The 23,761-nt window shown below is 44.3% G+C and carries 19 protein-coding genes and 1 riboswitch; of the genes, 18 read left to right on the top strand and 1 reads right to left on the bottom strand.

Annotation, left to right across the window (positions count from 1 at the left end; translation table 11 throughout):
* Positions 1-27: 27 nt before the first annotated feature.
* Positions 28-528 carry a glycoside hydrolase family 127 protein gene (locus BJR36_RS15155; RefSeq protein WP_091235901.1) on the top strand — a complete coding sequence of 167 codons (501 nt, stop codon included), beginning with the start codon at positions 28-30 and terminating at the stop codon, positions 526-528.
* A 111-nt stretch (positions 529-639) separates the two neighbouring features.
* Here the strand turns inward: BJR36_RS15155 and BJR36_RS15150 are convergent, their stop codons facing one another.
* Entirely contained in the window at positions 640-1,917 is a 1,278-nt protein-coding gene (locus BJR36_RS15150; RefSeq protein WP_091235899.1) for an amidohydrolase family protein, read from the bottom strand.
* Between the two features lie 60 nt (positions 1,918-1,977).
* A riboswitch (purine riboswitch) is annotated at positions 1,978-2,073 on the bottom strand.
* A 572-nt stretch (positions 2,074-2,645) separates the two neighbouring features.
* Between BJR36_RS15150 and BJR36_RS15145 the strand changes: the two genes are divergently transcribed.
* The 17 genes from BJR36_RS15145 (at position 2,646) to BJR36_RS15065 (ending at position 23,760) form a co-directional block, all read left to right on the top strand.
* Positions 2,646-4,832 (top strand): alpha-galactosidase, encoded by a 2,187-nt coding sequence (locus BJR36_RS15145; RefSeq protein ID WP_091235897.1) that lies wholly within the window; start codon positions 2,646-2,648, stop codon positions 4,830-4,832.
* 196 nt (positions 4,833-5,028) lie between these two features.
* Positions 5,029-6,051 carry a LacI family DNA-binding transcriptional regulator gene (locus BJR36_RS15140; protein WP_091235895.1) on the top strand — a complete coding sequence of 341 codons (1,023 nt, stop codon included), beginning with the start codon at positions 5,029-5,031 and terminating at the stop codon, positions 6,049-6,051.
* A gap of 938 nt (positions 6,052-6,989) precedes the next feature.
* A complete protein-coding gene (locus BJR36_RS15135) occupies positions 6,990-8,357 on the top strand; it encodes an ABC transporter substrate-binding protein (RefSeq protein ID WP_091235893.1) in 1,368 nt (455 codons plus the stop codon).
* A gap of 77 nt (positions 8,358-8,434) precedes the next feature.
* Positions 8,435-9,457 (top strand): carbohydrate ABC transporter permease, encoded by a 1,023-nt coding sequence (locus BJR36_RS15130; RefSeq protein WP_091235891.1) that lies wholly within the window; start codon positions 8,435-8,437, stop codon positions 9,455-9,457.
* Positions 9,454-10,296, top strand: coding sequence for a carbohydrate ABC transporter permease (locus BJR36_RS15125; protein WP_091235889.1), 843 nt, complete (start codon positions 9,454-9,456; stop codon positions 10,294-10,296). The genes BJR36_RS15130 and BJR36_RS15125 overlap by 4 nt, the downstream gene beginning before the upstream one ends.
* 76 nt (positions 10,297-10,372) lie before the next feature.
* A complete protein-coding gene (locus BJR36_RS15120) occupies positions 10,373-11,395 on the top strand; it encodes a glycoside hydrolase family 130 protein (RefSeq protein ID WP_091235919.1) in 1,023 nt (340 codons plus the stop codon).
* Between the two features lie 23 nt (positions 11,396-11,418).
* Positions 11,419-12,588 carry an AGE family epimerase/isomerase gene (locus BJR36_RS15115; protein ID WP_091235886.1) on the top strand — a complete coding sequence of 390 codons (1,170 nt, stop codon included), beginning with the start codon at positions 11,419-11,421 and terminating at the stop codon, positions 12,586-12,588.
* Positions 12,588-13,769 (top strand): glycoside hydrolase family 130 protein, encoded by a 1,182-nt coding sequence (locus BJR36_RS15110; protein WP_091235884.1) that lies wholly within the window; start codon positions 12,588-12,590, stop codon positions 13,767-13,769. The genes BJR36_RS15115 and BJR36_RS15110 overlap by 1 nt, the downstream gene beginning before the upstream one ends.
* A 14-nt stretch (positions 13,770-13,783) precedes the next feature.
* Positions 13,784-15,511, top strand: coding sequence for a phospho-sugar mutase (locus BJR36_RS15105; RefSeq protein WP_242875599.1), 1,728 nt, complete (start codon positions 13,784-13,786; stop codon positions 15,509-15,511).
* A 16-nt stretch (positions 15,512-15,527) separates the two neighbouring features.
* The gene (locus tag BJR36_RS15100; protein WP_091235881.1) at positions 15,528-16,469 is read left to right on the top strand and encodes a type I phosphomannose isomerase catalytic subunit; all 942 of its coding nucleotides are present in this window, start codon (positions 15,528-15,530) and stop codon (positions 16,467-16,469) included.
* A 182-nt stretch (positions 16,470-16,651) separates the two neighbouring features.
* Positions 16,652-17,923: a carbohydrate-binding domain-containing protein gene (locus BJR36_RS15095; protein ID WP_091235879.1), complete on the top strand. Its 1,272-nt coding sequence runs from the start codon at positions 16,652-16,654 to the stop codon at positions 17,921-17,923.
* Between the two features lie 115 nt (positions 17,924-18,038).
* Positions 18,039-19,085 carry a substrate-binding domain-containing protein gene (locus tag BJR36_RS15090; RefSeq protein ID WP_091235876.1) on the top strand — a complete coding sequence of 349 codons (1,047 nt, stop codon included), beginning with the start codon at positions 18,039-18,041 and terminating at the stop codon, positions 19,083-19,085.
* A 234-nt stretch (positions 19,086-19,319) separates the two neighbouring features.
* Complete coding sequence (gene dctP / locus BJR36_RS15085) at positions 19,320-20,396, top strand: TRAP transporter substrate-binding protein (protein WP_091235874.1); 1,077 nt, start codon at positions 19,320-19,322, stop codon at positions 20,394-20,396.
* Positions 20,397-20,412: 16 nt separating this feature from the next.
* On the top strand, positions 20,413-20,907 hold the full coding sequence (locus BJR36_RS15080; protein ID WP_091235872.1) for a TRAP transporter small permease: 495 nt from the start codon (positions 20,413-20,415) through the stop codon (positions 20,905-20,907).
* Positions 20,892-22,187 carry a TRAP transporter large permease gene (locus tag BJR36_RS15075; RefSeq protein ID WP_091235871.1) on the top strand — a complete coding sequence of 432 codons (1,296 nt, stop codon included), beginning with the start codon at positions 20,892-20,894 and terminating at the stop codon, positions 22,185-22,187. Before BJR36_RS15080 ends, BJR36_RS15075 begins: the two co-directional genes overlap by 16 nt.
* Before the next feature lie 11 nt (positions 22,188-22,198).
* Positions 22,199-23,338, top strand: coding sequence for a uroporphyrinogen decarboxylase family protein (locus tag BJR36_RS15070; RefSeq protein ID WP_091235869.1), 1,140 nt, complete (start codon positions 22,199-22,201; stop codon positions 23,336-23,338).
* 41 nt (positions 23,339-23,379) lie between these two features.
* On the top strand, positions 23,380-23,760 hold the full coding sequence (locus BJR36_RS15065) for a cupin domain-containing protein (RefSeq protein ID WP_091235867.1): 381 nt from the start codon (positions 23,380-23,382) through the stop codon (positions 23,758-23,760).
* The last annotated feature ends 1 nt before the right edge of the window (position 23,761 follow it).

Genomic DNA, 23,761 nt, shown 5'->3' with positions numbered 1-23,761 from the left:
GCCTGGGCAGAAAGCGGCTATATCAAGATGGCCCAAAGGATATATCAGCTGGATGAAAAGGATGAGACGGGATATCTGACGGTGAAGCTGGAACTTGTCGAGGGTGAGGAGGTCCAGATCTTATTTGACATGCCGGTCAGACTGACGCAGGCCCACAATATGGTGGAAGAAACTGTGGGACAGGCTGCGGTTGAAAGGGGTCCCCTTGTCTATTGCATGGAAGGAATGGATGCCCCGGTGGAAACCCTGGATGACCTTATGCTGGATCTGAATGCCCGATTCATGCCTGTTTCCTGCGAGATAGCGGGAAGAAAAACAGTAGCATTGGAAGGAAACGGATATCAGATCAATAGAAATCAGATCAATAGAAATCAGATCAATAGAAATCAGTATAACAGGGACAGCTTATACCAGACGATGAAGCAGCCCGTATTGGAGCCGGTTTCCATGCGCCTGGTGCCGTACTTCGCCTGGGATAACAGGGGGTATGATGAGATGCGCATCTGGATTCCGGTTGCATACCGCTGAATGTAAGGGGATGGAATAAGGTGTTGAGGGAGATTACGATAGAAGAGAAATGCCACCGCAGAGTGAAAATTCTGCAGTGGCATTTCTTTGCGCAATTATTGAAATGCAGGGTTAGAAAAGCTTTCTCCCCGCCACATACTTATGCACGATATTCCGCTCGTCAGCCAGATAAATCATCCGCTCCAGCCGTTCAAGGGTCGTCAGCTCCTGCGGGTGGGGCAGATTCCTGTCATCGAGCACCAGCGCGTCCATTTCATAGCCGGGCTCAAAACTTCCTACTTGACCAAAGAAGGCGCCTCCTCCCTTGGTAGCCAGATAGAACGCTTCCGCCGGCGTCAATGGCTTCAGGCTGTCATCAAAAAGCCTGTAGCGAAGATTGGAGGCGTGTATGGAATCCACCATAGCCCGGAACATATCGGTGGTACAGCCGCCGGCCACATCGCTTCCCAATCCCATTGGAATTCCTTCCTCGAGATATCTGCGGACGGGCGCCACACCCGACATGAGGTTGGTATTCGACTGGGCGCAATGTGCTATGAAAACGCCGTTCTTTTTCATTAACGCAATCTCGTCGTCACCTGAGTGAACGCAATGTGCCATGACGGTCCTGCAATCGGCTCCTCCGAAGAGGCCGAACCGGTCATAGGCGTCACCGTAGCACCGGGACCACGGGCACAGTTCCTGCACAAAAGCAATCTCGCTGTCATTTTCGGATAAGTGGGACTGTACAGGCATGTGATATTTCTGCTGGAGCATGCCCAGGCCTTCCATCAGCATGTCCGAGCAGGTGGGAATGAAACGGGGAGTAAGGATCGGCTCTGTATTCCGATACTGCGTCCTGCTCTTGATGATCCATTCTTCCGTATCGGCCAGCGCCTGTTCGGGTGAAGGTTCGCACAGATTGACAGGGGCATTCCGGTCCATGTTGACCCTTCCGACCATGGTGTGGAGTCCTGTCTCTTCCATAAGGCTCATAAGGCAATCGGTGCCTTCAGAATGAATGGTTGCAAAGATGCAGGCTCTTGTGGTTGCACCTTTCTTCATAGTATCCGCAAAGATCTGATAAGCCTTTTTGGCATATTCCATGTCCCCGTATTTGCTTTCCTCAGGGAAGGTATGGGTCTCAAGCCATTCCATCAGGGGCATATCCATTCCCAGACCCCGGAAGGCATACTGGGGTGCATGAGTATGCAGATCCACAAGCCCTGGAATAATCAGGCATTCTCCAAAGTCCGTAATCGGAAAATCCTGATACTGTTCTGGAAGCGAAGGGAATATCCCAGCAGATTTCCCGTCCTCGCAAACAAGATATGCACCATCTGAAATTTCTATCCGGCTGCTTTCAATGCAGTAGCAGATATTTCCTTTTAGAACATAATTTTTTCTCATATAAATTTCCTCCGGCTTTCATTTTTGGGCAAAAAAAGACCACCTGTCCCAGCCTGCCCATGTTTTTCGTGAAAAACCTATAGACAACTATTACGGTAGTTGGTAGAAACATCTGACCGATCTCAGACTTATATAAGTTATATGGTATCTGTTCAGTACATTTGCAGTCCTGAAAAAACGCACAATGTTATCTATATCATAATTCGCATGTGGATGTCAAGTTCCGTTCAGATGTTTCGCTGAATTTAGAACAGAAACAGTTACTGTTCACACGTCATCCAACGCAAGGTGTTTTTGTGAGTGTAGCGAAGCGAAAGTCACATAAAACCCGGGGATTGCAGCACGAAATGGTGCATTTCAACCATTTCTGTGCATCGCGAAGCGTGTTACTAATCACGGAGTGAACAGTAACCAGAAACAAAAATCAGAAATAAATTGCACGATTGGATTGACATTTGGCCTGCTTAAGTGTTTAATATAATTAATGACTTAAATTAAAGTTTTGTTAAACTAAATAAGATGATTAAATTAATATTAAATTTAAATCGATCTGCATGATTGAAGGAGAAAGGAGAAGAGCGTTTTTGTGTCGAGGGAAAGATACTGGATGTAGAATACATCTATGGTGAAATGCGGATGCAGTAAAAGCGGATGCGGTAAATGCAGAAGTGGGAAATAGGAATGGAAAATCAGTACGATACCAATAATGATTAAACGAGGTGGAAAATATGGGAATTCAATTTAAGGAAACAGAGAGAATATTTAAGCTTGATACAGAAAATACGACCTATATGATCGGGATGACGGAAGAAGGGTACGTCGGGCATATTTATTATGGAAAACGCCTTGCCAATGCCGGCGGCAGCTATCTGCTCAGGACGGAGGAGGCGCCGTTTACCCCGGAAAGGCATAAAAGGGAAAAGTCTTCTTTTTTGGATTTCTTTCCGATGGAATATCCGACGGGAGGAATCGGAGACTACAGGGAAAGCTGCCTGAACGTGCGAAATGAAGACGGCTGCATGGGATGTGAAATCCGCTATGTGTCCCATGTGATTGAAAAAGGAAAACCGTGGCTGGAAGGGCTGCCGGCTTCTTTCGGAAGGGAGGAGGAAGTCTCCACGCTGCTGATTACCTGCGTGGATGAAGTGCTCCAGCTGAAGGTAGTGCTATCCTATTCTGTGTTTGAAAAGGAAGATGTGATTGCCAGGAGCATAAAGGTGGTTAATGAGGGAGTGCAGAACCTGAAAATCGAAAAGATCTACAGCGCATGCATCGATATGGACAACCAGGAGTTCGAAATGATGACCCTTCATGGCTCATGGGCAAGGGAACGTCATATTCAGAGAGGGCCTGTCAGATATGGGAAACAGGTGGTCTCTTCCGCCAGAGGAGAGTCGGGACATCAGGAGCATCCTTTTGTTGCGCTGGTGACGCCGGATACGACCCAGGATCAGGGGGAAGTATATGGCATGCATTTTGTGTATTCAGGGAATTTCATCGGGCAGGCGGAGCTTACCCAGTTTGATTCGGTCAGGATGGTCATGGGTATCCATCATGAGGAATTCTGCTGGAACCTGAAGCCAGGCGACTGCTTCCAGGCACCTGAAGCCATTTTGGTATATTCCAGTGAAGGGCTTGGAAAAATGACGCGTTCGCTGCATGATTTTTACAGGGAGCATATGATACGCAGCCCTTATAAGCATAAGAAAAGGCCGATCCTGATCAACAACTGGGAAGCAACCTATTTTGAATTCAATACGGACAAGCTCCTTGATATCGCCAGAGAAGCGAAGAAGGCTGGGATTGAGATGCTTGTCATGGATGACGGATGGTTCGGGGAGCGAAACAGCGACAACTGTTCCCTGGGGGACTGGGTCGTCAATGAAAAGAAAATCACGACGGGACTGAAGGATCTGGCGGAACGCGTCAATGAAATCGGATTGGAATTTGGCATATGGTTTGAACCAGAGATGATTTCGCCGAATTCAGATCTGTATCGCACACATCCGGAATGGGCTATTCAGATTCCGGGGCGTGAAGCGACCCAGAGCCGTGAACAGTATGTGCTGGATCTGTCGAATCCTGAAGTAGAAGAGTATGCCTATGAATGCGTTGCAAAGATCCTGAGGAGTGCTCCGATTTCTTATGTGAAATGGGATATGAACAGGCAGCTGAGCGACCTGGGAAGTGCGTATCTTGACAGGGAATCCCAGCAGGAGCTCTTCCATCGATATGTATTGGGCGTTTACCGGATGCAGGAAAGGCTGATACAGGAATTTCCGGAGCTGCTTCTGGAGAACTGTTCGGGAGGCGGTGCAAGATTTGACCCGGGTATGCTCTATTACAGTCCGCAGATCTGGTGTTCTGATGACACGGACGCCATTGAACGCCTGAAGATTCAGGAAGGGACAGCCCTTATCTATCCGCTTTCGGCAATGGGAGCACATGTCAGCGACTGTCCGAACCATTCCGTGGGCAGGAATACGCCTTTCCGTACCAGAGGGCATGTGGCCCTTGCCGGAACCTTCGGATATGAGCTGGATATTACGAAAATTCCTGCAGAAGACCGCGCCATGATTCCTGAACAGGTGGAGATGTACCACAAATATCATGAACTGGTCCGGGAAGGCGATTATTACCGCATCGCATCCTGGTCTGAAAACCATCTCTATGACTGCTGGGAAGTAGTGGCAAAAGATAAAAGCGAATCGCTCGTAACCTATGTGCATGTATTGGGAGTGCCGAACAGCCATAGCAGAAAAATCAGGTTAAAAGGCCTGGATCTGAATTCTGATTACCGTCTGGAAGGAACAGATGAAATATATTCTGGAGAAATGCTTGTAAATGGCGGATTTCTGATTAAGGGCATGTGGGGAGATTACCAGAGCAGACTGTATCATTTTACACGTATATAAAAACGTAGTTTTGTTGACAAATTTAATTAAAAAAACTATAATTTAATCTGTATGTTTAAGAAAATGTAATTTATATGCATCATATGTGACTATGAAGGGCATAGTCCTGAATAGTTACTTATTAGGTTGTTATATGGGGTTATGTGGGAGACAGACTGAAGAGTTGCAAATAAAGAATGAGCAGTGAGGTATTTCTATGGGAAAAGTGAGGATGGCAGATATTGCGGAAAGAGTAGGCGTCAGTACAGTTACTGTACATAATGCTTTATCGGGTCAGAAAGGCGTCAGCGAAGAACTGAGGCAGCGTATCCAGGAAGAGGCAAGACTCCTGGGGTATCAGTTGTCTTCGTCTCCAAAAAAGCAGGATGAGAATAAAGGCGAATTCAAAAAAATAGGAGTTATCATAGCGGAAAACTATCTGGCGCAGTATGCGACCTTTTACTGGAAGATGTATCAGGAGCTTGCCATTCTTGCAAGCGAGAAAGGCTGCTTTACAACGATAGAGGTCCTGAAAAAGGAAGAGGAAAAGAGAACTCTGACTCTTCCGAAAATCGTGACGGAGCAGAACATTGAAGGCCTGATCGTGATAGGAGAAATTGATAAGCGGTATATCCGGAAAATCCGCGAAGCTGCACGCATGCCGGTCGTGTATCTGGATTTTTATGACAAAGATCTGGCAGCAGATGCGGTGATAACCGATAATTTTTATGGAATGTACCTGATGACGGAGCTCCTTTTTGAACAGGGAATAGAAGACATCGGCTTTATCGGCTCCATTTATGCAACGAGCAGCATTATGGACCGTTACTGCGGTTTTATGAAATCAATGATGGAGCACAGAAAAAACATTCATCCGGAATGGCTCATTGAAGACCGTGATGACATGGGACAGGTAGAGTTTGATCTTCCTAAAAAACTGCCGAAAGCATTTGTGTGCAACTGTGACCTGGTAGCGGGAATGCTGATCCTGAAGCTGAAGGAGCAGGGGTACCGCGTGCCGGAGGATATTTCAGTAGTTGGATTCGATAACTACCTTTATCCGGGATTTCCGGATATGAAAATCTCAACTTATGAAGTGAACACAAAAGCCATGACCAAGGTTGCGCTGGAAAAAGTCCTGAAACAGATTAAAAATCCAAAAGCAGGAAGAGGTCTGGATATCGTAGCGGGGCATATGGTTATAAAACAAAGCGTGAAGATGAAAGGAAAGGCGATTTGAACTTTCAGATAATCTTTTATCGCAGGTGAGCAGGTTGTGCAGTCCAAAATGACAGCCTGTGCTGAACATAGAGAAAATTTAATAGCATTATTATATACTTCCTTCAACAGTTTCTGCAGAGCGCAGATGTTGAAGGAAGTTTTTTTATATACAGAAGTGGAGTCAAAAGCCCATTTACAGAATTGGATTCGTCAATTTGCACGGGTCTTCGAATGAGGACGTGATGCAAAACATGTTCATTCGCAGCGCGCTCTCGCTTAGATGAAGACGTAGTGGTACGTAAGGCCGCAGAATACGCGGCCTAAGTACCAACGTCTTCATAAAGCTGCTCATTGAATCATGTTTTGTATCACTGTGCTGCAGGTGGTGAGTGTGCAAATTGACGAAGCGGACGTTTAAGAGGGCTTTTGACATGCTGGCCGTTATGAGAAATTCGGCGGATTTCCTATATATAAAAATGCTCGGGGAGGAGGGCATGACGCGGAAGAAGAATATGTCGCAGAAGTGACTGGGCGTCAGTAAGAGGGTTTCGCAGGCGAAATTCTTTGATTGTTCAGGTATCAATGTATGTAAATTATGGACATAAAAACGAATTGCTGAACATGCCGATCTGATTACCGGAGTAGAATGGATTTTGAAGAGAGGGATTTTTGAAATACAAAAACGAAAGCCGGTATTTATGAATGGAAAATAATTAAAAATGAATTAAAATAAGTTGACTGCAACTTAAATTAAAAAAATAATTAATCTTGTAAAGTTGATAAATGTTGTGAATAATATATAATAAATACGAATTAAATTAAGTAAAAGCAACGAAATGACAAAATTAGATAAAAAAGTGTTGTAAAATGGAGCGTCATGCATTAGAATTAAATCAACTTAAAAAACAAGTTAAATAACAAGTTGTTAAAGTTAAAAAACAAGGAGGAAATAAGAGTATGAGAAAAGGGAAAAAAGTAATTGGTCTCTGCCTTGCAGTAACGATGGTTATGTCACTGGCAGCATGTGGGAAAGCAGACAATGTTGATGCAGTGAAGAAAGTGGAAGTGCCTACAATCGATTCTATCACATTGGGTGAGGATTACCAGGATCTGAAAACGTCAGTCAAAATCCTTACAAACAGGACGGATATCGTAGATACTGTATACAAAGGGTATGCGGAAGAATTCATGGAACTGTATCCGAATATTGAAGTTAAATATGAAGCGGTGACAGATTATGAAGAGTCTCTGAACCTTCGTCTGACAGCAGGTGACTGGGGAGATATCTGTTTTATACCAGCATCGGTAAACAAAAGTGAACTTTCAGAATATTTTACATCACTTGGTGACTTTGAAACATTAAATGAAATCTACAACTTCTGCTCAGAAAAAACATTTGGCGGACAGCAGTATGGTATAGCCAATGGTGGAACAGCAGGCGGTGTCGTTTACAACAAAAAGGTATGGGAAGCAGCAGGAATCACAGAAAAACCTGCAACACCGGATGAATTTCTTGACTGCCTGCAGCAGATCAAAGACAACACAGATGCAGTTCCGCTGTATACGAACTTTGCGGCAGGATGGACTTTGGGACAGTGGGATTCCTATATCGGCATATCAGCTACAGGCGATCCTGATTTCATGAATGACATCGTACATGTGAAAGATCCTTTCGCAAAACAGGATGATATGACAGGACCTTATGCCGTATATTATACGCTGTATGAATCTGTAAAAAGAGGGCTTGTGGAAGAAGATCCTGCAAGCAGTGACTGGGAATCTTCCAAATCAAAGATGAACACTGGAGAAATCGGAGCGATGGTTCTTGGTTCATGGGCAGTGCAGCAGTGTAAAGATGCCGGAGAGAATGCTGACGATGTGGCATACATGCCTTTCCCGGTCACTGTAGACGGAAAGCAGTATGCAGGAGCAGGCGGAAATTACAGTTTTGGTATCAATAACAAAGCATCAGAAGAAAATCAGATTGCAGCAATGTTATATGTAAAATGGCTCATCGAAGAATCTTCTATTTATGATGATGAAGGAAGTATCCCGGCATTAAAATCACAGGAGCTTCCAGCAGCACTCGCTGATTTCAAGGGTGTAGAAATGATTGCAAATAACCCTGCTAAAGAAGGCGAAGAGAACCTTTTCGAAGAAGTCAACAATGAAAGCGAAGTAGGCATCAATAAAGATGATTATCCAAAATGCGAGATATTAGAATCAGCTCTTTATGGCACAAAGACATTAGATGAACTCATGGGAGAATGGAATGCAAAATGGTCGGCGGCACAGGAGTCGTTAGGTGTGGAGATCACAAAATAACAGGTTTATACTGAAATTACGGGGCAGTTGCTAGGAAGCGCAACTGCCTTCTATTTAGCAGAAGCGAGGAGGCTTTTATGAGTGAAGTAATAATGTCGGCTGCTCAGAAGCAAAAAAAATCATTAAAGGATATATTGAGAGGCAAGAAGGGACAGCAATTTCTTGTCATCACACTGTTTATGATAGTTCCGTTAACGTTGCTGATCGTATTTACCGGTATCCCTTTTTTCAAGATGGTACAGTTCAGCTTTTACAAAATGAAATATATCGGACCGCGTGAATTTGTGGGTCTTCAGAATTATAAAGATGTATTCCAGAGAAGCGACATCTTCAAGTCGCTGATCGTCAGTGTCTACTACATGGGAGGAGCTGTCGTACAGCTGGGATTGGCCCTGTTTTTCGCTACGCTTCTCGTTTTTGGGACGAAGGGGAGTTCCCTCTTTAAAGGCGCAATGTTCTTCCCGTACCTGATATGCGGTATTGCGGTGGGATTTATCTTCAAATTCTTCTATGCAAGAGGGTTTGTTCTGGATTCTATCCTGAACCTGTTCGGAACTGACTTTGATGACATTCCGTTATGGCTTCAGGATAAAAGGATCAACAATATCTCGCTGGCGGCAACCTCTGTATGGAGATATCTGGGACAGAACATGATTCTCTTTCTTGGAGCGATGATGTCTGTAGATACCGAACTTTATGAAGCAGCCCAGCTGGATGGGGCAAATAAATGGCATCAGTTCAGATATATCATTTTACCGAGCATCAAATCCATCGTCGTGCTGAACCTGATCTTGTCAATCAGCGGTTCTCTGAGCGCATTTGAACCACCATACGTAATTACGAATGGAACAATGGGAACGGGAACCTATTTCGTTATCATGAACCGTCTGGCTCACGAGAATCAGAAAGTAGGGCTTGCATGTGCAATGGCAATTGTGCTGCTTGCAATCATCATTGTGTGTACGGTAGCCCAGAAATTATTCTTTAAGTATATGTTCGATGACGGAACAGCAGATGAATCAAAAGCTGCAGTAAAGAAAAGAAAGCAGCATGAAAAAATAAACAGAAAAGCGCTTCGGGAAGGAGAAAGTAAGGTATGAAAAAGATGAAAGCAGGAACATTTATATTTACAGTCCTGAAATACGTGGCCCTTGCTACGGCATCAATAGCAGCATTAATACCGGTTCTGGTATGTATTCTGACTGCATTCAAGACGAATGAGGAATACGCGACCACTTCGGTTCTGGAACTGCCGCAATCTTTCCTGTATTTTGAAAATTTTAAAATAGCCTTTGAAAAAGCGAATATGCTGCGGGGATTTTTTAATACAGGACTGGTTATGATTGTTGTACTGACCGCATCCGTATTTATCGGATCCATGCTTGCCTTCGTGCTGAACCGCTTCAGATTCAGAGGGAATGCAGTCGTTCAGAACCTGTTCATGTTTGCGGCCCTGATTCCGGGAATTGCGACACAGGTTACGGTCTATCAGATCATGCATACGTTAGGGTTCATCAATCATCTGTACGGATACATGATCGTCATGATGGGAACCGACATTATTTCGATTTATATTTTCCTTCAGTTTTTCGAGAACCTTCCGGTATCCCTGGATGAATCAGCGATTATGGATGGATGTACCTACTTCGGGGTATTCTTTAAAATCCTGTTTCCGCTGCTGAAACCGGCAATCGTAACGTCCCTCGTACTGAAGGGTGTGGGCATCTACAATGAATATTATATGTCAAATCTATACCTGCAGACGCCGGAACTGAAGACGATTTCCACGGCGCTGTATACCTTCACGGGACCTTACGGAAACCAGTATAACTATATCTGTGCAGGCGTGCTGATTACGATCATCCCGATCCTGATCCTGTTCCTGATTTTCCAGAAGCAGGTATACGGAGGCATGGCCGCCGGAGCTGTAAAAGGATAATTTGATGAAAAAAGAGCCGGATCCGCAGAAGATCCAGGCTGGAAAATATGGATCAATCAGTAAAAAGGAGATATGTATGAAAGAAATCAAACTTATAAGTCCCAGGGTAGCGAATGTGCCCTGGCAGGAGAAACCAGAAAAGTTAACGGGAGCACCTGTCTGGAGATACAGCAGCAACCCGATTATCGGAAGAAACCCTGCAGAGGGAGTGGCCAGGATATTCAACAGCGCAGTGATGCCTTACGGGGATGAATTCATCGGCGTATTCAGAGGCGAACAGACGAACGGCATTCCTTATATCTATCTCGGAAGAAGCAAAGATGCCATTCATTGGGAATTTGATAAAGAAAAAATTCCGTTTACAGACGAAGCAGGAAATCCCTTCATGCCTGTATATGCATATGATCCCCGTCTTGTGAAAATAGATGATATCTACTATATCATCTGGTGTCAGGATTTTTACGGTGCGGCAATTGGAATGGCAAAAACGACAGATTTCAAAACCTTTGTAAGGATAGAAAATCCGTTCCTGCCATTCAACAGAAATGCAGTGCTATTCCCGAGAAAACTCAACGGAAACTTCGTAATGATGTCAAGACCAAGCGACAGCGGGCATACGCCGTTCGGGGATATCTTTCTGTCAGAAAGCCCGGACATGGTCTACTGGGGAAAACACAGGCACGTTATGGGCAAGGGCAGCGAATGGTGGCAGTCTCTTAAGATTGGCGGAGGCGCGGCTCCGATCGAGACAAGCGAAGGATGGCTCCTCATTTACCATGGTGTAAGCGGCACATGCAACGGATATGTATACAGTATTGGCGGAGCGATTCTTGATATCGACAATCCTTCAATCGTAAAATACCGCTGTGAAAACTTCCTTCTGACTCCGGAAGAATGGTATGAAGAAAGGGGATTTGTTCCAAATGTAACATTCCCGTGCGCAACCATCCACGACAGCGAAACAGGGAAGATGGCAATCTATTACGGGGCAGCAGACAGCTATGTAGGTCTTGCGTTTACATATGCAGACGAGCTGATCCGCTATATCAAAGAGCACAGTGTCGTATCAGCTGGCGATACGGAAATCGGAATTCGGTAAGAAGATACAGGGAGACATGTTATATGACGTTAGCAAAAGAAGTGAAACAGCACCTGGAAGAAAAAATCATTCCGTTCTGGAAAGGGCTGCGTGACAATGAAAATGGCGGATATTACGGATATGTGGATTATGACCTGAACGTACAGAAGGAACATGAGAAAGGCTGCATCCTGAACAGCAGGATCCTCTGGTTCTTCTCAAATGCCTGCTTGGCGCTGAGGGATGACAGCCTTTTAGAGGAGGCGGCCCATGCATACAGGTTTCTGAAGGGTGTCTGTTTTGATCAGGAATACGGCGGCGTGTACTGGTCGGCATATTACGACGGAAACATTGCCGACACCACGAAACACACCTATAACCAGGCATTTGCCATCTATGCACTATCCTCCTATTATGATGCGTCAGGGGACAAGGAAGCGCTTTGGCTGGCAATGGATCTGTTTGAACGCATCGAAACGACTTGCGTGGATGAATACGGATATCTGGAATCTTTCACCAGAGACTGGCGGCCGGAGAATAATGAAAAATTATCAGAGAACGGACTGCTGGCGGATAAGACCATGAACACGCTGCTTCATGTTCTGGAGGCTTACACGGAACTTTACCGGGTGTCGGGAAATGACGCTGTCAGGGAAAGGCTGGAAGATGCGCTGCGTGCATTCAGGAACAAGGTGTACAATCCGGACAAGAAGCAGCTGGAGGTTTTCTTCGATTCCGGACTCAACACCATATCTGACCTGTACTCCTATGGCCATGATATAGAAGCATCCTGGCTGCTGGACCGTGCATGCGAAGTGCTGCAGGTAAAAGAGCTGGAGGATGAAACGAAGGAATATACGAATGTTCTGGCAGAGGCTGTCTGCCGTACTGCTCTGGATATAGATGGCTCCATGAAGAATGAATGTTTCCGTGGAGAGGTGGATACGACCAGAGTCTGGTGGGTACAGGCGGAAGCTATGGTAGGATTTTACAATATGTACCAGAAAACATCGGATGAAAGGTTCTTAAAAGCAACAGAAGGATTGTGGAACTATATTAAGAAGTATGTCGTTGATCAAAGGGAAGGATCCGAATGGTTCTGGGAACTTGACAAAGACGGGAAGCCGGAAAGCGGGAAGCCGATTGTGGAGCCGTGGAAATGTCCATACCACAATGGAAGAATGTGTCTGGAAATGATGAGGAGGATTGTCTGATGCTGCATAAACAATACCATGTAGAACAGGATAAACTGGAAAGATTAATTGCAAAGAAAAATGAAAAAAGCAGCTTTTACAATGGGATTTTTGACCGTTATCAGGATCCTGTACTGACAAGAAACCATATTCCTGTCATCTGGAAATATGACCTCAATCCCGAGACGAATCCGTACTTTATGGAGCGTCTTGGAGTCAATGCGGTCATGAATGCAGGAGCCATCGAATTAGACGGGATGCATTATCTGGTCGTAAGGGTAGAAGGAAACGACAGGAAATCTTTTTTTGCAGTGGCAGAAAGCAGAACAGGAATCGATGGATTCCGTTTTTGGGATAAGCCGGTGCTGCTTCCGGATACATGCAGGGAAGAGACCAACGTCTATGACATGCGCCTTACAAAGCATGAGGACGGATATATTTACGGCGTGTTCTGTTCGGAAAGCAAGGATCACAGCACGAACGATCTGTCGGCAGCAGTGGCGGCAGCGGGCATCGTCCGCACAAAGGATCTGAAGACCTGGGAGAGGCTGGATAACCTCATCACGCTGCATTCACCGCAGCAGAGGAACGTGGTGCTCCATCCGGAATTCGTCAATGGAAAGTATGCATTCTACACAAGACCGATGGATGACTTCATCAACACCGGCAGCGGTGGCGGGATTGGATTCGGTCTGTGTGATGACATTGAACATGCTGTCATCGATGTGGAAACCATCACAAGTCCGAGAAAGTATCATACGATTACAGAAGCGAAAAATGGAGCTGGTGCAGTGCCGATCAGGACGGACAGGGGATGGATCCATATCGCCCATGGCGTGAGAAATACGGCGGCAGGACTCCGGTATGTGATCTATGCATTTGCTACAGACCTTGAGCATCCGGAACGCGTCATCGCAGAACCGTCCGGTATGCTGATCGGGCCCCTTGGAGAAGAACGGGTCGGGGATGTATCGAACGTGGTTTTCACAAACGGTGCCATCGCGAAGGAAAATGAAGATGTTCTGATCTACTATGCTTCATCTGATACAAGGCTGCATGTGGCAACAACGACAGTCGGTCAACTGATCGATTATGTATTTCAGACACCGGAAGATCCGTTGCGCTCAGTGGAATGTGTTGCACAGAGGATTGAGCTGATTGATCAGAATCTGGACTATTTAAAGAAAATGAAGCAGGTATAAAGGGGAATTTGCACATGCAGGAAAAAAACATGGAAAATTACTGGTTCTGGTGTGAAGCAGAGCTGTTTGATGAAGATACGAAAGCAGAATTAAGAAGTATCTCAGGAGATAGAGAAGAGATTGCAGACCGTTTTTATAAGGAACTGGAATTCGGAACGGGCGGCCTGCGCGGCATCATGGGAGCCGGAACAAACCGCATGAACCGGTATACTGTCCGAAAAGCAACCCAGGGCCTGGCAGATTATATCTGCGAGCAGGGAGGGCAGGAAAAAGGAGTTGCCATTGCCTGTGATTCAAGGAATTTCTCTGAAGAATTCGCAAAGGAGACGGCACTCTGCCTGAATGCGAATGGAATCAAAACGTATATCTTTGATTCCTTAAGACCTACGCCGGAACTCTCGTTCGCGCTTCGGGAGCTTGGCTGCGTTGCCGGCGTTGTGATTACGGCAAGCCATAATCCTCCGGAATATAATGGGTATAAGGTATACTGGGAAGACGGCGCTCAGATTACAGCGCCCAGGGATAAAGAAATCATTGCCCGTGTCAATCAGGTAACAGACTATTCTGCAATCCGTACCATGGAAAAATCGGTAGCTGTTGAACAGGGACTTTACCAGGTGATCGGCGATGAGATTGATGAACGCTATATGGCGTCGCTGAAAAAGCTGATTCTGCATCCGGAAAGCATTCAGAACATGGCTTCCACCCTGAAAATCGTATATACTCCGATCCACGGAACCGGGAATGTGCCTGTCCGAAGGATACTGAAAGAGTTAGGCTTTGAACAGGTATATGTCGTTCCGGAACAGGAGCTTCCAGACGGCAGTTTCCCGACAGTCAGCTACCCGAACCCGGAAGATCCGAAAGCATTTTCCATGGCGCTGGAGCTGGCGCGAAAAGTGGATGCGGATATTGTCCTTGCAACGGATCCGGATGCAGACCGTCTGGGAATCTACGCAAAAGACAGCCGAACAGGAGAATACATGGCTTTTACAGGAAACATGTCAGGGCTCCTCTTATGCGAGTACCAGCTGTCGGCTAAAAGGGAAATGGGAATCCTGCCGTCAAACGGAGCCATTGTCAGCACGATCGTATCTTCTGACCTGGCTAAAACCATGGCCGGAGAATATGGCGTAAAGCATATAGAGACCCTGACGGGCTTTAAATATATAGGCGAGCAGATTAAATTCTTTGAAGAACAAGGCACCTGTGAATTCCTGTTTGGATTTGAAGAAAGCTATGGATGCCTGATTGGAACGCATGCAAGGGATAAGGATGCAGTTGTGGCAGTGATGGCACTCTGTGAAGCTGCGGCTTATTATAAAGAGAGAGGGCGGACGCTTTGCGATCAGATGGAACAGATCTATCAGAAGTACGGGTACTTTAAGGAAGATCTGTTCACCCGGACTTTAAAGGGGCTGGAAGGAAAAGCGCAGATGGAAGCCATGATGGAAGGCTACAGGACGGCACCGCCGAAAAACGCAGGAGCATACAGAATACTGTCTGTACATGACTATCAGGCAGGCATCAGGAAGGACATGGAAACCGGCGAAACAGAGAGGCTGAATCTTCCCGGGTCTGACGTGCTCTATTTCGAACTGGAAGATGACGGATGGTTCTGCGTAAGGCCTTCAGGTACGGAACCAAAGATTAAATATTACATGGGTGTGAAGGGGTCAGATGCAGCGGATGCATGTGAAAAAGCGGAGCAGCTTCAGGCTGCCATTTTAGAGAAGCAGTAGGGATGGAGTGTGTGGTATGGCTATATTAAAATTAAAACCAGGTTATAAAGAATATTTATGGGGCGGCAGGAAACTGATGCTGGATTACGGGAAGGACTATCAGGGGGACAAACTTGCGGAAACCTGGGAGCTGTCCTGTCATCCTGACGGCCCGAGCATTCTGGAAAACGGGGAATATGCAGGCGAGACCTTAAGCGAATACATCCTTATGGAAGGGAAAAAAGTAATCGGCACAAAAGGCAGGCGGTATGACCAGTTTCCGTTGCTGATCAAATTCATAGATGCAAAAGACGACCTGTCCATCCAGGTCCATCCGGATGATGCCTTTGCATTGGAGACGGAAGGGCAGTATGGAAAAACGGAAATGTGGTACATTGCAGACTGCGAGGAAGGCGCCAGCCTTTATTACGGATTTTCCAAAGAGGTTTCCAAAGAGGAGTTTGCAGAACGGATTGAAAAGAAAACGCTGCTGGAGGTCCTGAACAAGGTAGAGGTGCGCAAAGGCGATGTGCTGTTTATTGAACCGGGCACGATCCATGCGATCGGAAAAGGAAATGTCATTGCAGAAATCCAGCAGAATTCGAATGTCACATATCGCGTATACGACTATGGACGAAAGGATGCAGACGGGAAGGAAAGGGACCTGCATATTGAAAAAGCGATGCAGGTGACAAAAAGGGTCCCGATCATGAGAAGAAGAACCTTCGAGCCTCATATCGTATCCTGCGACTACTTCACGGTAGATAAGATTGTACTGGACGGACAGCTTATGAAAAAAATATTCGGAGAAATCAACAAGTCCTCCTTTGTCAGCCTGCTGATCCTGGAGGGAAGCGGCACCGTGCGCTCCCGTGAAGAAGAGCTGGCGGTGAAAAAAGGGGACAGTATCTTTATCACGGCCAACACAGGGGAGTATGAGCTGGAAGGCTCTTTTGAAGCGCTGCTGACGACCGTGTAAGGATTTCGGCGATGTGATGATCATATCGAAACAGAAGAATTCGTATTTGTCCGGAATGTTTTAGTTTGATTTAAGGTTTATGCTTTATTATTTGGTTATCAGTTGATGACAAGTAACCAGATAAATACTGCCTGATGAAAACCAGGCATCATTGCTTTCGAATAGCAAAGGAGCGTAACTTTATGAGAATAAAAAACACGAGGACCAAAACGATTAGAAAAAAAGGCATCAGAACAATTGCATTAACCATGCTGCTTGCCTTATCCCTGATGGGTTGCACAACAGCCCGGGAAGATGCTGCAGATGCAGCTACGGAGATAACAGACACAGAAGCCGTCATCAATGAAACGTCGGCTGTTGAGACGGACACGGAAACGGAAGACAGTGCAGCAAGCATTATCTCATCTGTTGAAGGATCCATTCTTGACACGACAGGATTATTTTCGGAGCGGGATCTGGAACAGTCGGCTGACCTTACGGGTGCAGTTTCCATTGAATTAAAAAGCGGTGAAGACGTGACGATTGATGCGGAAGGCGTCTATGTGCTGAGCGGTGATGTTGAGAATGCCACTGTTATAGTGGATGCCGGTGACGAAGCGAAAGTACAGATCGTACTGGATGGCATCAGCATCACCAATGAAACTGCACCTGCAATCTATGCAAAATCAGCAGATAAGGTATTTGTTACCACGACCGGGAGTGAAAACTACATGGAAGTTTCAGGAAGCTATGAAGCTGACGGAGATACCAATCTGGATGCAGTCATTTTTTCTAAAGCAGACCTGGTACTGAATGGAACCGGCACGCTGGAAGTTGTATCGGATGAAGGCAACGGAATTGCTTCAAAGGATGAGTTGAAAATAACCGGAGGAAAATATGTCATCACCGCATCGGCAGACGGCATAGAGGCAAATGATGCTATCTGCATATACGATGGAGATATTACCATTGTAACTGGAAAAGATGCCCTTCATAGTGAAAACGAAGATGACGCTTCTCTTGGATATATTTATATCCTGAATGGAACATTCAATATAAAGGCCGATGATGATGCGATCCGTGGAACCAGCATTGTGCAGATAGACGGCGGCACCATCAATATAGAGACATGCACAGAAGGCATTGAAGGAACCTATATCCAGATCAACGGCGGCGAGACAGCTATTTATGCGGCGGATGACGGCATCAATGCGACAACGAAAAGCACTGCTTATGACGTTGCTATTGAAGTGAATGGCGGTACCATTTCTGTAAGCATGGCAAGCGGAGATACGGACGCATTTGATTCGAACGGTACGATATCCATTAACGGAGGAACAATTGACATCGAAGCAAATTCAGCATTTGATTCGAATGGTACTGCAGAGCTGAACGGCGGAGACGTTACAGTGAACGGACAGGCAATCACGCAGATTACACAGTCCCAGATGGGTGGTGGAAAGCGTGGCAGATAACCCGAGGAGAAAACAAATCATACAGGTAGTAAAAAGTAGACGCCGATAGGTATTTGACATTTTTTATCGAATATGGGATACTAAATTCGAATAAAACGTTTTAGTGGAGGCGGATATGGCAGGTAAAAAAACAACAATTAAAGAGATTGCTGAAAAAACAGGTGTGTCAATCGGAACCGTACATCGTGCTATTTACGGCAAAGAAGGTGTAGGAGAAGAAACCAGAAGACGTATATTAGCTGAAGTAGAGAAGATGAATTATAAAGTAGACGAAGTAGCTTCGAGTTTAAAACGAAAAGAGCTCAGAATAGCGGTGGTGCTGCCGAAAGCCAGTGGGGAGGAACGTTTCTTCTTCAGAGGAATTTGGGAGGGGATTAAGAAAGCTTCAGATAATCTGGAAAAATATAAAGTGCAATTCACATATATTGAATCGGAGTATAATTTAAATGAAATATCCTTAGAATTGAAAAGGCTGTTTGATACAGAACTGGATGAAATCAATGGATTGATTACACTGTCTGATGATAAAGAGTCTAATGAATGGATATCCAGATTTTATCATCAGGGTGTGACGGTGGTGCTGCTTGCAAGCTATGGGAAAATAGAAAATGTATTTAGCAGCATTAAAGTGAATCATCAGAAGGCAGGAGAGTTGGCTGCTGAATTTATTCAGAAGATGTTAGGGGGCAGAAAAGGAGAAATCATGCTTCTGACGGGAAATCAAGGAGCGTATACGAACCAGAATTATGGGAATGCTTTTATCAATTACCTGAATAAATACGAAATTTCAAATCCTTTGATTAAAGTGGATGGTTTTGGGAGAAAGGAAATAGAACAACAATGCAGGGACTTGTTAAAATCGGAAAATATTGTGGCTATCTTTTGCTGTAATGCGCGAAACACATATGTATTATGTGAGATATTGGATGAATACCCTAAAAGAGATATTATTTTTCTGGGAACGGATGTATTTAGTGAGTTAAAGCCCTATCTGGATAATGGGATACTTACAGCTGTGATCAGTCAGATGAATTTTGAGCAGGGAGAACGGGCGGTTAATGTATTGTATCAATATCTGACAACGGGAAGCCGAGATAAGAAAACCGAAGAAATGCCGGTAAGCATTGTGATGAAAAGTAATTACGAATATTATATGCATTAGGATATAGACAGCCTCTGGCAGATGGTTTATCAGTAAAAGATAACCAGTCTGCCAGAGGCTTTTTGTGAATTTAGACAATTCCGAAGGTGGGTAAGGCTCATGTGTTGAAAGTAATCTTGTGTGATTTTAACAAAAAAAATAAATAATAGACAAATACATTGACAAACCATGAGTGTAAATATAATATATAACTAAGAAAACGTTTTAGTAAAACATTTTAGAAGGGAGAAAAATATGAAAAGAAAGTTAACGAGCGTATTAGTGGCAGCCTGTCTTACAGTCGTTATGACTGGATGTGGAAGTTTGGGGGCTTCAGGAAGTGCGACTACAGAAAATGAGGCGACAGAAAGTAAGGCAACAGAAAACGAAGGAAATGAAACGGAGGCAAGCGGAGAGGGAGCTTCTATTGTTCTGAAGTATGCAGAGCTCAATCCGGCAGAGCATCCGATGGCACAGGGAGGTACGAAATTTGCAGAACTTGTAAATGAAAAATCAAACGGCAGGATTAAAGTAGAGCTTTACTTTAATGCGACATTGGGTGATGAAAAAAGCTCTATGCAGGGAGTACAGATTGGTACCATTGATATGTTTCGTGCGAACACGAACAACATGGGAGATTATAACTGTAAAATTATGAATGCATTAGCTCTGCCTTATGTTTTTACAGATTTAGAGCATCTTCATACAACACTAAAAGGTGAAATTGGACAGGAACTTCTGGATGCTGTACAGACTTCGGGAACCCAGATGGTTGCATTGGGATATCTGGAAGAGGGGCCGCGAAATATGTTTTTTACCGAAAAGGCAGTAACAACTCTTGCTGATTTAAAAGGTCTGAAAGTCAGAGTGCCGGAAACAGAGCTGATGATCAAGACGATGGAAGCTCTTGGTGCAAATCCAACACCAATTTCTTATGCGGAACTTTACACTTCCTTACAGACAGGTGTGGTTGATGGTGCGGAAAATGCAGTGACCGGTTATGTGACAAACAGCTTTAATGAGGTGGCTCCGTACTATGTAAAGGATGCACATACATTCGGACCGGGTCTTATCGTTATTTCAGAGAAGGTATGGGATACTATGTCGGCCGAAGACCAGGCAATCTTGCAGGAAGCAGCGGGTGAAGCGCAGGATTATGTTTATGAAATTACCGAAGAGCTTGAGGAAGAATATTATAAGCTGCTTGAAGAAAAAGGGACAGAAGTACTAGAAGTAGAGGATATCGAGAAATGGCGTGATGCAGTCAAAGAAGTATATTCATTATATGGACAGGAAATAGAGGACTTAGTAACCCGTATTCAGGCGAAGTAGTGTGGAGAGACAGAATATGCATACATTAAATTTATTATTAAAAAAAACAAACGGAATGATTTTAACATTGGCAGGCTGGTTATGTAGAATTATGCTGGCTTTTCAGATTATTATCTGCGCAGGTGTATTCTTTGGACGATATTTTTTCAAGATTACCCCTGCATGGGGAGAACCAGCAGCGCTGTTCTGTCTGGTGTGGCTATGTATCCTGAGTTCCTCCTTGCCGGTTGCGGAAGACAGTCATCTAAGGATGACTATCTTCGATGAAATAATGCCGAAAAAGCTACTGCTGGCTTTAGACATGGTTACTACGTTTGTGATTTTCAGCTTTGCCATATTTATGATATATGCAGGCTTCAATCTTACCGTCATAAGTAGTAATAATATAGTACCGGGAATTAACTTGTCAGCATCATGGATGAATTCGGTGCTCCCGGTAACAGGGGTGTTATATGTAATTGCTTTAATTGAGCAATGGAGAAGGAGGATTGAAACATGGCACCAGAAGTAGTGGCAACAGCCCTTTTAGTACTTGTTTTCATCGGCTTGGTTGCGATCAGGGTTCCGATGGTTTATGCGATAGGTTTTGCAACCCTGGTTACGAGCCTGTATCTTGATATTGATTTGATGATGATGGCTCAGAATGTAATTAAGAATATCAATGTTTATACATTGTTGGCAGTACCGTTCTTTATTCTTGCAGGCGAGGTAATGGGAGCCGGGGGAATTTCAGCGCGACTGATCGGACTCTCCAGGGCTATGGTTGGCTGGATAAGGGGAGGACTTGCGATGGTAAACATCGTGGCATCCATGTTTTTCGGTGGAATATCCGGATCTTCCTCAGCAGATACAGCTTCGATTGGTCCAATCATGATTCCTATGATGGAAAAAGAAGGATATGATAAAGATTTTTCGACATGTGTTACGATGGCAAGCTCTGTACAGGGGATTTTAATACCGCCAAGTCAGAATATGGTTATATTTTCATTAGCCGCAGGCGGTGTTTCAATTGGAAAACTTTTTATGGCGGGATATGTTCCGGGAGTATTGTTGGCAGTAGCGCTTATGATATACAGTTATCGTGTATCAGTGAAAAGAAATTATCCAATCAGCAATAAGTTCGTGGTTAAAGAAGTTGTGGTAAATCTGAAAGATTCTATTTGGGGACTTATTACGGTTCTGATTGTAGTCGTCGGAGTTGTTGCAGGGCTGTTTACAGCAACGGAATCAGCAGCAATTGCGGCAGTATGGGCGCTGTTTGTCGGTTTGTTTATTTACAAAGAAATAAAAGTGAAGGATATTGGACGCTTGCTGGGGAATTGTGTAAGCACAATCTCAAAAATCCTGATACTTATGGGAACTTCAGGGGCATTTGGATGGATGCTTACATACCTGAAGATACCGGAAAAGATATCTGCAGCCGTTTTTAGTATTACAGATAACAGAATCGTGATTCTGATATTCCTGAATATTTTGTTGTTGTTACTTGGAACGTTGATTGACATGGCCTCTATAATTCTGATCGTAACACCGATTATTCTTCCGGTTATGACTCAGATAGGCATTGATCCGGTTCAGCTTGGCGTGATTATGATTTTAAATCTGGGAATCGGACTGCTGACCCCTCCAGTTGGAACTACCCTGTTTATCGGAAGTGCCATATCTGATATTAAGATAGAGAAGCTGGCTAAGAGCATGATTCCTTTTTACGCAGTAATGCTGTTGGTTTTGATTTTGATTACTTATTTTCCGGGAGTAGTAATGACAATTCCAAATCTTTTATATAAATAAGGAGAAAGACAATGACTTCAAGAGAACGTTTGTTAAGTGTTTTAAGAGGAGAGATGCCGGACAGGGTGCCAATCAGTCCCTTTGTACAGGAAGAATATCTTTCCTATTACTTTAATAAGAAAAATACCAGCAGACTGCATGATGCGATAGCCTTGAGCAAGGAGCTGGGATTTGATTTGATAACAAGACAGTATATCAACCCTACGCCATATTTCCTGCAGAGGGATTTTGAGAATTGGAAGGTTGCCGTAACGAAAGAAAAAGTGGAAGATAATTACATTCGCACCACAACTATTACGACTCCTGAAGGAGAACTGAAGCAGGTGGAAGGTGCCGAATACAATGAGAAGATTTTAGCAGGAATTCATTTTAGCACGATTAAGTATATGCTTCAGTCTCAGGAAGAATTCGAGATTTTCAAGAAATACTGTCCAAAACGCGAGAAACAGGATGATGACCATATTTTAGGATCGGGAGTTGAAGCCCGGGAAGCAATTGGCGACTTGGGGATAACTTGTCCTTGGGGAATTGGTGGTGTATACAATCTGGTCGCAACCTATATGGATGTCCAGGATATGTTGTGCGATGCATTGACTGATGAGGAATATTATGAAGATTATATGAATTTCTTTACAGATATGGTAGTGGACGAATATAAAGTATTGGCAGGCAGCGAATTTGATGCCGTAGGCATTCAGGGAAATATCGCAAACGGTGCAATTATGAGCAATGAATATTTTGATGAGTTCGTGCTTCCATATGAAAAACGTGCAATTGATATTTTGAAAGAGGCAGGGAAGCCTACTGTGTATCACAATTGTGGAAATGCAAAAATTTTGTATCCCTCCTATAAAAAATCAGGCATTACCGTTTGGGAAACCGTATCGCCAAAACCGCAGGGAGATAATACTCTGGAAGAGGCAAAGGAATATTTCAAAGATAGCCTTATACTTTCTGGGAATTTTGATCAGATTAATTTTTTGAAAACGGCATCAGCGGATGAGGTTGAAAAAGCCGCATATGAACAGATGATGACAGGAAAAAAAGGCGGACACTTTATCTTTTCATGCTCGGATTATCTTGAAATCGGGACGCCTTTAGAGAATGTGAAAGCGCTGATCAGAGGTGCATCACAGGCTGCGAAGTATTAAAAACACCTTGTCATTATTATTACATAAGAAAGGAAGGCAATATGAAGCTTCGTAAAGTGCATGGCGAAGGATTCAATGTGTTATATGAAAGTGAGTCATGGAGGATTGCTCTTCACAGCTATAAGAAGGAGATAAATGGAATAGAGGCTCTTAGTAATTGGGGGTGCCATCTGGATTCAGACGAGGCTTTTGTTTTACTAGATGGAAAAGCGAAACTTCTGGTTTTGGATGAGAATGATGGAAAAGTACAGATTCATGACCTGAAAAGAAAAGAGGCAGTCGTGTTAGAAGAAAAAGAATGGCATGCAATTGTAATAGATCCAGGAACGGATGTGCTGATTATAGAAAATAAAAATATGGAAAAGACAATTGTGAAACCGATTTTAGAAGAACACCACAGACAGATACAGGAAAGTCTGTAGA

This window comes from Anaerobium acetethylicum, assembly GCF_900096945.1.
Taxonomy (GTDB): Bacteria; Bacillota; Clostridia; order Lachnospirales; family Lachnospiraceae; genus Anaerobium; species Anaerobium acetethylicum.
This window is presented reverse-complemented; position numbering and strand designations above follow the sequence as displayed.